Source organism: Pseudomonas gingeri (assembly GCF_013386115.1).
In the GTDB taxonomy this organism is placed as follows: Bacteria; Pseudomonadota; Gammaproteobacteria; order Pseudomonadales; family Pseudomonadaceae; genus Aquipseudomonas; species Aquipseudomonas gingeri.
On record NZ_JACAOR010000007.1, the window covers coordinates 150,898 to 166,116 of the forward strand.

Below are 15,219 nucleotides of genomic sequence, written 5' to 3' on the forward strand. Positions count from 1 at the left end.
CAAGGCGCCGCCCCACCCGGCGGCGCCGACGAACCATCACGAGTAGACCCCATGACCCTCCAAGCACAAAGCCTCGCCCAGGAAACCCTGAGGATCCTCAAGCCTTTCTGGCTACTGGTCGCGCTCTCGGCCGCGCTGGGGATTGTCAGTGGCCTCAGTGTCACGGCGCTGCTGGCGACCATCAACAGCGCCATGAACGCGGTCGGCGGCCCGGATACCCACACCGCCCTGCTGTTCGGCGGGCTGTGCCTCCTGACCCTGGCCTGCTCCACCGTCTCCAACCTGCTGACCAACTATGTCGGCCAGCGGGTGGTCGCCAAGCTGCGCCGCGAACTGGCCGCCAAGGTCCTGGTGGCACCCATCGAGCAACTGGAGCGCTATCGCGCCCACCGGCTGATCCCGGTGCTGCTCAATGATGTCGGCACCATCAGTTCCTTTGCCCTGTCGGTGGCTCCGATGGTGATTTCCTTCACCGTGACCATCGGCTGCCTGTCCTACCTGGCGATGCTGTCCTGGCAGATCCTGCTGCTGACCGTGCTGACCGTGATCATCGGGACCGGCGCGCAGTTCCTCGCCCACCGCTTCGGCATGCGCAGCATTCTCAAGGCCCGGGACGGCGAAGACGACCTGCAGAAGCATTACCAGGCGATTTCCGGCGGGGCCAAGGAACTGCGGATCCAGCGCAAGCGCCGCCAGCACATGCTCGACGAGCAGATTCACGGCACCACCGAACGCATCTGCAAGGCCAACATCCGCGCGGCGAACATCTTCGTCAGCGCGGAAACCTTCGGGTCGATGCTGTTCTTCGCCGTCATCGGTATCGCCATTGCCTTCCAGGCGCTCTGGCCCACCACCGACAAGACCGTGCTCGGCGGCTTCGTGCTGGTCATGCTGTACATGAAGGGTCCGCTGGAACAGCTGATCAACACCCTGCCGAGCATCAGCCGCGCCGAGATCGCCTTCCGCCGTATCGCCGAGCTGTCGTGGCGTTTTTCTTCCCCGGAACCGCACCTGCTGGTCAGCGACCGCGCCGTCGATCCGGCCCCGCTGCAAAGCATCGAACTGCACCAGCTGCGCTATGACTACCCGCAGGTCGAAGGCAGCCAGGCCTTCCACCTGGGGCCGGTGAGCCTGACCATCCAGCAAGGCGAAATCCTGTTCATCGTCGGCGAGAACGGTTGCGGCAAGACCACCCTGATCAAGCTGCTGCTGGGCCTGTATACCCCGCAACAGGGCGAGATCCGCCTCAACGGCAAGGCAGTCACCGCCGAGGGCCTGGACGACTACCGGCAGCTGTTCACCACCATCTTCGCCGACTACTACCTGTTCGACGAAGTGACCCAGGGCAGCAACCCGTTGCCGCCGGAATCGATCAAGTACCTGGAACGCCTGGATATCGCCCACAAGGTCAGCATCCGCGACGGCAGCTTCACCACCACCGACCTGTCCACCGGCCAGCGCAAGCGCCTGGCCCTGATCAACGCCTGGCTCGACCAGCGTCCGGTGCTGGTGTTCGACGAATGGGCCGCCGACCAGGACCCGGCCTTCCGCCGGGTGTTCTACACCGAGTTGCTGCCGGAGCTCAAACAGCAGGGCAAGACCATCATCGTGATCTCCCACGACGACCGCTACTTCTCGGTCGCCGACCAGCTGGTGCGGATGCAGGCCGGGCAGATCCAGGTCGAGCGCGTCGAGCGGCAAGCCCTGCCGGCCTGATCACCGAGTGCCCTCGCTCCCGTGCGTGCCACGCGGGAGCAACCCCGCCCTAAATTTCCCCGCGCCCGTTTCGTTCTTCCCTATAGCCAACGACCCGACAGTCCCCTCCGGCCCTGCGTCCACCGCGCAGGCGCCATGGAAGAAAGCCCCCTCAGCGAATTTTTTCTTCTTTTTTTTCCGATTTTGTCGAGCCGGTGCGTCTTCTTCTCAAGTGATAACAATTCCTACTCGCTTCTCCGACACTTTAAAAAGAGCTGAAACAATGCCGAAAACACACCGACTGACCCCTTTGAGCAAAGCGTTGCTGGTTCGCCAGCTCTTCTGCTCGCCTGTTTCGCTCAGCGCCATGGGGATGGCGCTGGCACTGCCGATGGCCGCCCAGGTCCAGGCCCAGGAGTTCGAGTTCAACATTCCGGCGCAGTCGCTGGCGAGCGCCCTGCAGGAACTGGGGCGCCAGGGCAATATCCAGGTGCTGTACAACCCGGAGCGGGTCAAGGGACTGCAAGGTGGCGCGGTAAAGGGCAAGCTGACTCCCGGCCAGGCGGCCAGTGAGCTGCTGAAGAACAGCGGTGTGAACTACAGCATGCAGGGCGATACGCTGACCCTGAGCAACGCCCCCGCCACCGGCGCCAGCTCGGGCGTGAACCTGGCGGCCACGACCATCGGCGGCCAGATGCTCGGCACCAGCACCGACGGCACCGGCTCCTACACCACGGGCGCGGTGACCATCGGCAAGACGCCCCACACCCTGCGCGAGATCCCGCAGTCGGTGACGGTGGTCACCCGCCAGCAGATGGACGACAAGAACCTCACCAAGCTCGATGAGGTGATGGCCCAGACCACCGGTATCACCCGCTCCAACCGCAACTTCGGCGGTAACGTATTCAACTCCCGGGGTTTCACCCTGGAAGACGACAGCTATCTGATCGATGGCGTCCCGGGGCTGGCCTACAACCTCACCGGCTGGATGCGTCCCGACATGGCGGTGTTCGACCGCGTCGAAGTCATCCGTGGCGCTACCGGCCTGCTGGTCGGTGCCGGCAACCCTGGCGGCGCGGTGAACCTGGTGCGCAAGCGCCCTACCGCCGATCCGCGCTTCTCGATCAGCACCAGCGCCGGTTCCTGGGACAACTACCGCATGGACCTGGACGGCAGCGGCCGGCTGAACGATCAAGGCACCCTGCGCGGTCGCGCCGTGGTCGCCTACGAGGATCGCGGTTACTTCCAGGACGGCCTCAACTCCCAGACCCCGTTGCTGTACGGGATCGTCGAAGCCGACCTGAACGACGCCACCACCCTGGCCGTCGGCCTGCGTCACCAGCGCACGCTCTACCAGGGCTACACGATCTTCGGCCTGCCTCGCTACAGCAATGGCCGCGAGATCGATGTCTCGCGCTCCACCTCGCTGGGCCAGGACTGGAACCGCCACGAGATCGAAGTCAACGAAGTCTTCGCCGACCTGGAACATCATCTCAACGACAACTGGACCAGCAAGGTCTCGGTAAGCCAGTCGGAGAGTATGTTCAACCAACGCGTGGCCTACTCCCAGGGCGCCCTGGACCCTGTGACCCAGAGCGGCACCTTCCTGTCCAACACACAGTTCCGCCGGGAATACGTCACCAGCAAGGGCATCGACGGCCATATCGCAGGCAACTTCGACGCCTTTGGCCTGACCCATGAGTTGATGGTGGGCGCCAACTGGTCGGAGCAACATATCCTGAGTAAACAGTCGCTGGTGCCGATCGATCTACCGATCGACGTCTTCAACCCCAATCACAACCTCATTCCCAAGCCGCAGCAGCCGGCCTGGCAGAGCCTGGACGATATCACCCAGCGCCAGTATGGCCTCTACAGCACCCTGCGCCTGCGCCTGACCGAGCCCCTGAGCCTGGTACTCGGCGGTCGTCTGAGTTGGTACAAGAACGACAATACGCGGTATGACTATCCTAGTGACTTCACGGGTGTAACAGCCACCAAAGTCACTCCCAACGACTATCGTGAAGACCACAAATTCACGCCATTCGCCGGGCTTATCTACGACCTGAACGAGCAGTGGTCGTGGTACGCCAGCTATGCCGATATCTTCCGTCCGCAAAGCAATTACCGGGACGCGTCAGGTAAAGGTCTGGAGCCGACTCTCGGCTCGAACTATGAAACCGGTATCAAGGGCGCGCTCTATGACGGTCGCCTGAACGTGTCTGCCGCCGTGTTCTACATCAAGCAGAAAGATCTGTTCCAGACAGACGACGCCGCTAACGACGTTCCCCTGAATAACTGCCAGCTGTACAACCCCAGCAGCGGCTCCTGCTACAAGAACGGCCCGCCCAGCATCAGCAAGGGCGTAGAACTCGAAGCCAGCGGCGAAGTCGCCACCGGCTGGCAGATGAGTGCCGGCTACACCTACAACATCACCCGCAACGAAGACGGCTCCTCAATCGACTCGGAAACCCCGAAGCACATGCTGCGCGTTTCCACCATGTACAACCTGCAAGGCGACCTGAACCGCCTGAGCGTGGGCGGCGGTGTGTCGACCCAGAGCGGCTACGTATCGCATTTCAACGATCAGGATATCCCCAACCCTGGCCGGGCAATCTGGGATGCACGCACGGCCTACAAGCTGGACGATCACTGGAAACTGTCGTTCGACCTGAAGAACGTCTTCGACAAGAAGTACTACGAAGCCACCGGCGAGTTGCGTCGCGGCAGCTACTACGGCGAACCGCGCAACTTCATGGTCACCCTGCGTGGCGACTTCTGACTGAAGGCGGCGCCTCTGCCACGGGGGCGCCGCACAGCTTGAACACAGAACCCAACCAAGGGGCGACCCTTGGTTTTTTTATGCCTGTTGCCGCCCCCCCCTGAACACCGCGCAAAAAAAAGCCAGGGAATACTCCCTGGCTTTTTTCATTCCGCCTCCGTCAGTTGCGCGTTTTCAAGCGTTCCAGCACTGCCGTCAACAACCCCTGGGAGAGAATGATGCTGTCATGGTTCTCCTCCAGCACCGTTGAAGCCGCCAGCCCGTCGGCTGAGCACTGCTCCACCAGCACCGCCTGCGCCGCGCTGATTTCCCCGGCGGTCTTGCTCGCCCCCGCCCACCAGCAGTCCGGCTTGACCCGCAACGGCTTGAGCGTAAAAGCCTCGCTCAGGAGCGCGTTGGTGCGCAGCAGGCGGTAGCCGGTCTCGATTTCGTCCTGCACCGCGATATCGCGGTAGACCTCACGCAAGCCCTCGGCACTGACACCACCGGCCAGCGCCACCTGATCGATGACCCAGTCGGCAATCGCCTGCTCATCGCTCGACTGCGCCCTGGCCTGTTCGATCAGCCCGACGATGGTCTGCTCCTCGACCCCGGGGACAAACGCCACGAGGCTGCCGACCAGATTGGCGAACAGACTCTGTTCCTCCTGCGCGGCATCCGCCACCGGCTCCTGCTCGGGGGCAAAGACCTCCAGCGCCGCCGGCAGGCTGGTGTCCACCAGGCCGAGGAAGTCCACCCGCTCACCGGCACTCTCCAGCACATGGGCCACTTCAAGCGCCAGGGCACCGCCCAGGGACCAACCCAGCAGGTTGTAAGGCCCTTCGGGTTGGGTATGCCTGATCTGCTGGACGTAGTAAGCGACCATTTCCTCCCAGGTGCGATCGAACCAGCCAGGCACCACGTAGCTTTTATTGACCAGGCCATAGACGCGCCGGCTGTCCTTCAGTTGCCCCGCCAACGGGTAGTAGGAGTAAGTCCCGCCACCACCCGGCGGCAGGCAGAACAACGGCGCGGCCTCCGTACGGCAGGCGTTCATGGCGATCACCGGCGTCTTCACTTTCGCCTCGCCTTCGCGCATGAAGTCCGCCAGGTCGGCCAGGGTTTCCATCAACAGGAAGTCATGCAGCTTGAGGGTCACATCGAAGGTTTCCCGCAGCCGGCCGACCAGCGAGATCACCAGCAGCGAGTGTCCGCCCAGCTCGAAGAAGTTGTCGTTCAAGCCGACGCTCTCGACCTTCAGCAACTCGGCCCAGATGGCTGCCAGGCGCTGTTCCAGCTCGGTACGCGGGGCCACATGGGTTTGCCCGCAAGCCGTGGCGACCGGTGTCGGCAGCGCCTTGCGGTCGAGCTTGCCGTTCGGCGTCAGCGGCATCCGCTCCAGCACCACCAGGTGCGCCGGCACCATATAGTCAGGCAACCCGGACTTCAGGTGGGCCTTGAGTTCGCCGCGCAGGACGTCCGGGGACAGCCCGGCCTCCGCTTCGGCCAATACCACATAGGCCGCCAGTTGCTTGCCCGCCGGCCCCTCGATATCGATGACACTGGCTGCGCGCACCGCTGCGTGTTCTTGCAAGCGTGCTTCGATTTCGCCCAGTTCGATGCGCAGGCCGCGAATCTTCACCTGGTGGTCGAGACGGCTGACGTACTCGATCACGCCCCCGGCGCGATAGCGCGTCAGGTCGCCGGTGCGATACAGGCGTGCCCCGCCCTGTTCGCTGAAGGGATCGGGAACGAAGCGTTCGGCGGTCAGCGCCGGACGCTGGTGATAACCACGGGCCAGGCCCTGGCCCCCGATCAGCAGCTCACCCCGCGCGCCCAACGGCAAGGTATCGAAATCCTCGCCGAGGATATGCAGCGTGGTATTGGCGATGGGGCGACCCAGCCAGACATCGTCGCTGGATGTCAGGTAATGGCAGGCCGACCAAATGGTGGTCTCGGTCGGGCCATAGACGTTCCATACATGCCCGGCCTGGGCGATCAGGCGCTGTGCCAGTTCGCCACTCAACGCCTCGCCGCCGCAGAGCACCTTGCGTCCGGCAAACGCTCGCGCCGGCGCACTGTCGAGCAACATGCGCCAGGTCGACGGCGTGGCCTGGATGACACTGACCGCCTGTTGTTCGATCACCGCCAGCAAGGCTTGCGGGTCCTTGTTCTCATCGGTGTGCAACAGCACCACCGCCGCCCCGCGCATCAATGGCAGGTACAGTTCCAGCCCGGCGATATCGAACGACAGCGAGGTCAGCGCCAGCACCCGGTCGCCAGCCTCGACACCGGGTTGCACGGCCATGCTGAAGAGGAAATTGCTCAAGCCTTCATGCCGCACGGCGACCCCCTTGGGCTTGCCGGTGGAGCCGGAGGTGTAGATCACATACGCCAGGTTTTCCGGCTGCGCGAGATTGACCAGCGGGGCGTCGCTGACCCCCTCCAGCCATTGCGCGGACAGGTCCAGGCACAGGCTGCGGATCCGCGCTGGAATCGGCAGGTGCGACACCAACTGGCTCTGCGTCAGCAGCAGCGCCAGCCCGCTGTCCTCCATCATGTAGGCCAGGCGATCCTCGGGGAAATCCGGGTCCAGCGGCACATAGGCACCGCCAGCCTTGAGGATCGCCAGCAGGCCGATCAGCATATCCGGCCCACGCTCCACCGCGACCCCCACCAGGACATCGGGACCGACCCCCTCTTCACTCAGGCGTCGGGCCAGCTGGTTGGAGCGCAGGTCCAACTGCCGGTAGTCCAGTTCGGTTTCCCCCCAGAGCAGCGCGGTCGCCTGGGGCGTCGCCCGGGCCTGCCGGGCAATCAGTTCGTGGATGCACTGCTGTACGGGCGCGTCGCTGCCGGTGCGGTTCCACTCCTGCTCGATCTGCTGCCGTTCGGCGTCGGCCAGCAACGGCATGTCGGCAACACGCCGGTCGACATTGACCGTGATCGCCTCCAGCAACGTGCGCCAGTGACGCGCCATGCGCTCGATGGTGTCGCGCTCGAACAAGGCGGTGGCATAGGTCAGCGTGGCACCGAGGCCGTCATCACCCTCGCTGGTGTCCAGGGTCAGGTCGAACTGCGCCGTGTGGCTGTCCGACGCCAGTCCCTGGACCTGCAGGCCCGGCAGCTGACGGCCCGGACCACGCACCTGGGTCTGGTGGTTGTACATCACCTGGAACAGCGGGCTGTGGCTCAGGCTGCGTTCCGGTTGCAGGGCTTCCACCAACTGTTCGAACGGCAGGTCCTGATGCCCCTGGGCCTGCAGGGCGGTCTTTTTCACCTGTTGCAGCAATTCACGGAAGCTCAGCTCGGGCGAAAAATCGGCCTTGAGCACCTGGGTATTGACGAAGAAACCTATAAGCAGCTCGGTCTCGACCCGGGCACGGTTGGCGATCGGCACGCCGACACGGATATCGGCTTGCCCGGAATAGCGCTGCAACAGGGTCTGGAACGACGCCAGCAGCAACATGAACAGGGTCACGCCCTGCTCGCGGGCCGTGGCCTTGAGCGCCTGGGTCAACCCGGCATCGAGTTCGACCGCCAGCCGCTCCCCGGCATAGCTCTGGTGCGTGGGACGCGGCCGGTCGAAGGGCAGCTCCAGCACCGGTTGCTCACCGCCCAATCGGGCCTGCCAGTAATCGAGCTGGCGACGCTGCTCCCCGGCCGCCATCCACTGGCGCTGCCAGACGGCGTAGTCGGCGTACTGGATCGGCAGTGCCGGCAATTCGACCTCGCGGCCCTGGCTGTAGCCTTCATACAACTGCACCAGCTCGTCGACCATGACCGGCATCGACCAGCCGTCGGCCACGATATGGTGCAGGGTCACCACCAGCACATGGGCTTGCGCCCCCAGGCGCAGCAGCCGGACCCGCAACAGCGGTCCTTGCTCCAGGTCGAACGGCCGGCGGATTTCCTCGTCGATGTACGCGGCGATGTCCGCCTCCGAGAGCACCCGGTCCGGCTGATCGACATCGAGCACGAAAGGCGCCGGCGGCCGGATGATCTGGCGGGCCTGCCCACCGTCCTGGCAGAACGTCGTGCGCAGGGTTTCATGGCGCGTGACCAGCGCCTCGAAGCTGCGACGCAAGGCCTCGACCTCCAGGACACCGTCGAGACGCAGGGCCGCCGGGATATTGTAGGCGGCGCTCTCAGGCTCCAGCTGCCAGAGAAACCATTGGCGCTGCTGGGCATAGGACAACCCCAGCGGCTGCTCGCGATTCACCCGGACAAAAGCCGGGGCCTGGCTGGCCGTGCCCTGCCCCGCCAGTTCGGCGAACTCGGCGAGGTTGCCGGTCTCGAACAGGCTGCGCAGGGACAGTTCGACCTGCAGGCCCTGGCGAACCCGGGAAATCACCTGGGTCGCCAGCAGCGAATGCCCGCCCAGGTCGAAGAAATTGTCCTCCAGGCCGACCCGCTCGACCTTCAGTACATCCGCCCAGATCGTCGCCAGTTGCTGCTCCAGCGCTGTCCGCGGCGCCACGTGCAGCGCTTGTGACAGGCTGGCCAGTGGCGCCGGCAGGGCCTTGCGATCGAGCTTGCCGTTGGGGGTCAGCGGCAGGCGCTCCAGCAGCACCAGGTGAGCCGGCACCATGTAGTCCGGCAGAGCGGCTTTCAGGACGTCCTTCAGCTCGCGCCGGAACTGCTCCTGCCGTGCCGCATCCCCCTGGACCAGCGTCGCATCCTCGGCCACCAGGTACGCGGCCAGTTGCTTGCCCGCCGCGCCGTCGATATCGACGACCAGCGCTTCACGCACACCGCCGTGCTCTTGCAGGCGTGCCTCGATCTCGCCCAGCTCGATGCGGAAACCGCGGATCTTCACCTGGTGATCCAGGCGCCCGGCGTACTCGATCACCCCCTCGGCGCGATAGCGGGTCAGGTCACCGGTTCGGTACAGCCGACCGCCGCCTTGCGGGTCGAACGGATCGGGAATGAAGCGCTCGGCCGTCAGGCCCGGACGCTGATGATAACCACGGGCCAGGCCCTGCCCGCCAATCAGCAATTCACCCCGGGCACCCGGCGGCAGCACGTCGAAATCGTCGCTGAGGATATGCAGGCGGGTGTTGGCGATCGGCCGGCCCAGCCAGATATCGTCGCTGGCGGTCAGGTAGTGTCGCGCCGACCAGATGGTGGTCTCGGTCGGACCATAGACGTTCCAGACATGCCCGGCCTGCTCGATCAGGCGCTGCGCCAGCTCGGCGCCCAGGGCCTCGCCACCGCAGAGAATCCTGCAGCCGGCGAAAGCCCGTGGCGGCGCGCTGTCGAGCAGCATGCGCCAGGTCGACGGCGTGGCCTGGATCACATTGACCGCCCGTTGCTCGATGACTGCCAGCAACGCCTGCGGGTCCTTGTTCTCCTGCTGGCGCAAGAGAACCAGTGCGGCTCCGCGCATCAGCGTCAGGTACAGCTCCAGCCCGGCGATATCGAACGACAGCGAGGTCAGCGCCAGCACCCGGTCCGACGGTTCGATCCCCGGCTGCTCGGCCATGCTGAAGAGGAAATTGACCAGGGCGCCATGGGACACGGCAACCCCCTTGGGCTTGCCGGTGGAACCGGAGGTATAGATCACATAGGCCAGGTTCTGCGGCTGGGCCAGATTGACCAGCGGCGCATCGCCGAGGCCCGCCAACTCGTCCGCCGAGGTGTCCAGGCAGAGGCTGCGCACCTGCTCGGGAATCGCCAGGCCGGGCACCAGGTGGCTGTGCGTCAAGAGCAGGGCCAGGCCGCTGTCTTCCATCATGTAGGCCAGGCGGTCCGCCGGGAAATCCGGGTCTAGCGGCACATAGGCGCCCCCGGCCTTGAGGATCGCCAGCAGGCCGACCACCATGTCCGGGCCACGCTCCAGCGCGACCCCGACCAGCACATCGGGGCCGACGCCCAGCTCGCGCAGCCTGCGCGCCAGGCGATTGGACTGGCGATCCAGCTGCTGGTAGTTCATCTGCCCATCGCCGAACAGCAGGGCCACGCCCTGCGGCGTCTCCAGGCTCTGTGCGGCGATCAGTTCGTGCACACAGTGCGTCGTCGAATACGAGGCTTCGCTGCGGTTCCACTCGCCCACGATGCGCTGCCGTTCCTCGTCGGCGAGCATCGACAGCTCGGCCACCCGCTGGTGGGCGCCGCCGGCGATGGCCAGCAACAGGTTGCGCCAGTGGCCGGCCATGCGCTCGATGGTCGAGGCGTCGAACAGCGCGCTCGACCAGGTCAGCGCGGCGCCCAGGCCGTCGGCGTGTTCATGGGTATCCAGGATCAGGTCGAACTGGGCGACATGGCTGTCCCAGGACAAGCCTTCCACCGTCAGTCCCGGCAATTGCCGGGCTTCACCCGGCGCCTCGCTCTGGTGGTTGTACATCACCTGGAACAACGGGCTGAGGCTCAGGCTGCGCTCCGGTTGCAGGGCTTCCACCAGTTGCTCGAACGGCAGGTCCTGATGGGCCTGGGCCTCCAGCGCCGCCTGCCGGGCCTGCTGCAGCAACTCGCTGAACGTCATGCCCTGCGTGAACCCGGCACGGACCACCTGGGTGTTGACGAAGAAACCTATAAGCCGCTCGGTCTCGACCCGGGTGCGGTTGGCGATCGGTACGCCGACGCGGATATCGGCCTGCCCGGAATAACGGTGCAGCAAGGTCTGGAACGAGGCCAGCAGCAACACGAACAGGGTCACGCCCTGCTGGCGCGCGACGGCCTTGAGCGAATCGGCCAGTGAAGGCGCCAGCTCGATGGCCAGGCGCTCGCCGACATGGCTCTGGATCGTCGGGCGTGGCCGGTCGGTGGGCAGCTCCAGCACCGGTTGTTCACCACCGAGTTGCCGGGTCCAGTAGGCCAGCTGGCGCTCCTGCTCACCGGCCGCCATCCACTGGCGCTGCCACTGGGCATAGTCGGCGTACTGCACCGGCAAGGCTTGCAGGTCGACCTCATGACCCTGGCTGTAGCCGGCGTACAGTTGCACCAGTTCATCGACCATGATCGGCATCGACCAGCCATCGGCGACGATATGGTGGAGCGTCAGCACCAGCACGTGCTCGGTCTCCCCCAGTTGCAGCAGCCGGACCCGCAGCAACGGGCCGCGGACCAGGTCGAACGGACGTCCGACCTCGGCTTCCACATACTCACGGATGGCGACTTCGCGTTCGCTCGCCAGCTCATCCGGCAGTCGCTCCACGGCCAAGGCAAATGCCGTGGCCGGATGGATGACTTGCACGGCCTGCTCGCCCTCCTCGCGGAAGGTGGTGCGCAGGGTTTCGTGCCGGGCGATCAGGGTCTCGAAGCTGCGCCGCAACGCCTGGCTGTCCAGGCTGCCGTTGAGGCGCAGGGCCGCCGGGATGTTATAGGCGGCGCTGTCCGGCTCCAGCTGCCAGAGGATCCACTGGCGTTGCTGGGCATAGGACAGCGCCAGCGGCTGGCTGCGATCCGCCAGGGCGAAAGTCGGTGTGGCCGCAGTGGCCGGCGGCTCCTGCAACGCACTGCGCACGAATGCCGCCAGGTCCTGGGACTCGAAGAGATCACGCAGCGACACGTCCAGCGACAGGGTCTGGCGAACCCGGGAAATCACCTGGGTCGCCAGCAACGAATGGCCTCCCAGTTCGAAGAAGTTGTCGCTCAGGCCGACCCGTTCGACTTTCAGCACCTGGGCCCAGATATCCGCCAGTTGCTGTTCCAGCTCGGTGCCGGGTGCCACATGGGTCTGCTGCAACTGGCTGACATCCGGTGCCGGCAGCGCCCGGCGGTCCAGCTTGCCGTTGGCGGTCAGCGGCATGCCTGCCAGCACGATCAGGTGCGCCGGAACCATATAGTCCGGAACCACGGACTTGAGGTACGCCTTCAGCTCGCGACGCCATTGGCCCTGGGTGTCGCCGCCGGCCCCGGCCAGCGCCGGATCGGTCGGCACCAGGTAGGCCGCCAGTTGCTTGCCTCCCGGCCCGTCGATGGCAATGACGATGACTTCGCGGACATCGGCATGCTCTTGCAACCGCGCTTCGATCTCGCCCAGTTCGATGCGGAAACCGCGAATCTTCACCTGGTGGTCGAGCCGCCCGGCGTACTCGATGACGCCTTCGGCGCGATAGCGGGCCAGGTCGCCGGCACGGTACAGGCGGCCGCCGCCCTCTTTATCGAACGGATCGGGAACGAAGCGTTCGGCGGTCAATGCCGCACGCCGGTGATAACCGCGCGCCAGGCCGGCACGGCCGATATGCAGTTCGCCGGTGCAGCCCCGGGCCACGGGATTGAAATCGGCATCCAGGACATACCACGACAAGTCATGGATCACCTCGCCGATCGGGCTGACGGTGGCCTGCGACAGGTCGTCGCGAGTGATCGGCCGATAGGTGACATGCACCGTGGTTTCGGTGATGCCGTACATGTTGATCAGTTGCGGCGAGCGGTCGCCGAAACGCTCGAACCAGGGTTGCAGGCTGCCGACATCCAGCGCCTCGCCGCCGAACACCACGTAGCGCAGCGCCAGGGCAGGTGTCGGCGGCGCCTCGCAGGCCACCCGCATCAGTTGCTTGAAGGCGGAGGGCGTCTGGTTCAGGACCGTGACCCCTTCGCTGACCAGCAATGGATAGAAATCCTGCGGCGAACGGCTGGTTTCACGCGGCACGATGACCAGCCGGCCGCCGTACAACAGCGCACCGAAGATCTCCCAGACCGAGAAGTCGAAGGCATAGGAGTGGAACATCGTCCAGACATCGCCCGCGTCGAACCCGAACTGCGCCCCGGTGGCCTCGAACAACCGCAGGATATTGCGGTGCGGCAGCAGCGTGCCCTTGGGCTTGCCGGTGGAACCCGAGGTGTAGATCACATAGGCCAGGTTATCGGGCCCGGCCAGCGTCGGCAGTTGCTCTTGCGGATAGCCTTCCAGCCAGTCGCCCTCCTGGTCCAGGCACAGGCTGTTGACCGTGGCCGGTACCGGCAACTGTCCGACAAAGCGGGTCTGCGTCAGCAACAGGCGGATCCGACTGTCCTCGATCATGTACGCCAGGCGGTCCTCGGGATAGTCCGGGTCCAGCGGGACATAGGCACCACCGGCCTTGAGGATCGCCAGCAGGCCGACCATCATCTCCAGGCCGCGGTCCACCGCCAGGCCGACCAGCACGTCCGGCCCCACCCCCGACTCGCGCAACTTGTGCGCCAGCTGGTTGGCGCGACCATTCAATTCACGGTAGCTCAGGCTCTGCCCGTCACAGGTCACGGCGAAGGCATCCGGCGTTTTCAACGCCTGCGCCTCGATCAACTCATGCACGCAACGGTCGCTGGCGTAGCTCGTCGTCGCCGGGTTCCAGGCCTTGAGGGTCTGCTCGTGCTCCGTGTCGCCCAGCATCGGCAAGGCGGCAATCTTCTGCCCGGCATCCGTGCCGATGGCCTGCAACAGGCAACGCCAATGCCCGGCCAGACGCTCGATGCTGGCGTGGTCGAACAGGTCGCTGGCATAGGTCAGCGCGGCCCCCAGGGCATCGTCGCTTTCGAAGGTGTCCAGGGTCAGGTCGAACTGTGCGGTGCGTTTCTCCCAGGCCAGCCCCTCGACCCGCAGCCCGGCCAGCTCGCGGGCTTCACCGCGGACCTGGGTCTGGTGGTTGTACATCACCTGGAACAGCGGCGTGCGGCTCAGGCTGCGCTCCGGCTGCAGGGCCTCGACCAGTTGCTCGAACGGCAGGTCCTGATGGGCCTGGGCCTCCAGCGCGGTTTTCTTCACCTGTTGCAGCAATTGGGCAAAGGGCGCTTGCGCGTCGATCTCGGCCTTGAGTACCTGGGTATTGACGAAGAAGCCGATCAAGCCTTCGGTTTCCACCCGGCTGCGGTTGGCAATGGCCACCCCGACGCGAATATCGGTCTGTCCGGAGTAACGGTGCAACAGCGTCTGGAACGACGCCAGCAGCAGCATGAACAGCGTCACGCCCTGCTGCCGGGCAACGGCCTTCAGGGAGCGGGCCAGTTCCGGCGCCAGGTCGATGGCAAGGCTTTGCCCCGCCAGGCTCTGATGACTCGGGCGCGGCCGATCGGTGGGCAGTTCCAGCACCGGCTGCTCGCCGCCCAGCTGGCTTTTCCAGTAGCCCAGTTGCCGCTCCTGCTCGCCCGCTTCCATCCAGTCGCGCTGCCACTGTGCATAGTCGGCATACTGGATCGGCAAGGCCGCGAGTTCTGCCTCGCGGCCCTGGCGATAACCGTCGTACAGGCGGACCAGCTCGTCGACCATGATCGGCATCGACCAGCCATCGGAAACGATGTGGTGCAGAGTCAGTACCAGGACATGATCGTCACGGCCGACCGCCACCAGGCGGACACGCAGCAACGGTCCGTTCTCCAGGTCGAAGGGGCGTTGTACTTCCGCCTCCACGCAACGCCGGATCTGCTCCTGCGGGTCGTCACGCTCCGCGACCGCCAGCTCCTCCACCGCCAGCGTGAACGCCTCGGGCGGATGCACCACCTGCACCACCTGCCCGCCTTCCTGGCGCAAGGTGGTACGCAAGGTTTCGTGACGCCGGATCAGCGTCTCGAAACTGCGCCGCAAGGCCTCGATATCCAGGCCACCCTTCAGGCGCAGCGCCGTCGGGATGTTGTAGGCGGCGCTGCCCGGCTCCAATTGCCAGAGAATCCATTGGCGCTGCTGGGCATAGGACAGCACCGACGACGCCTCGGACTCCCGCCTGAAAATCGGGGTCACCCCGTACAGGTTCACACCCTGTCGCTTGAGCAACGCCGAGAGTGCCTTGCGCTCCCGGACGGACAGAGATTTTACGGAGTCGAGCAGCTCTTGCACTTTGGTGTTCTCC

3 protein-coding genes are annotated in these 15,219 nt (G+C 65.2%); 2 read left to right on the forward strand and 1 reads right to left on the reverse strand.

Annotation, left to right across the window (positions count from 1 at the left end):
• Nucleotides 1-51 precede the first annotated feature (51 nt).
• Complete coding sequence (locus tag HX881_RS13305) at nt 52-1,716, forward strand: cyclic peptide export ABC transporter (RefSeq protein ID WP_017125748.1); 1,665 nt, start codon at nt 52-54, stop codon at nt 1,714-1,716.
• Between the two features lie 262 nt (nt 1,717-1,978).
• The gene (locus HX881_RS13310; protein WP_177084908.1) at nt 1,979-4,474 is read left to right on the forward strand and encodes a TonB-dependent siderophore receptor; all 2,496 of its coding nucleotides are present in this window, start codon (nt 1,979-1,981) and stop codon (nt 4,472-4,474) included.
• Between the two features lie 160 nt (nt 4,475-4,634).
• Here the strand turns inward: HX881_RS13310 and HX881_RS32990 are convergent, their stop codons facing one another.
• A complete protein-coding gene (locus tag HX881_RS32990; protein ID WP_177084910.1) occupies nt 4,635-15,206 on the reverse strand; it encodes an amino acid adenylation domain-containing protein in 10,572 nt (3,523 codons plus the stop codon).
• Nucleotides 15,207-15,219 lie beyond the last annotated feature (13 nt).

Coding starts and splice junctions, on each gene's coding strand:
- HX881_RS13305 (WP_017125748.1), top strand. CDS start 52: ATGACCCTCCAAGCACAAAGCCTCGCCCAGGAAACCCTGAGGATCCTC.
- HX881_RS13310 (WP_177084908.1), top strand. CDS start 1,979: ATGCCGAAAACACACCGACTGACCCCTTTGAGCAAAGCGTTGCTGGTT.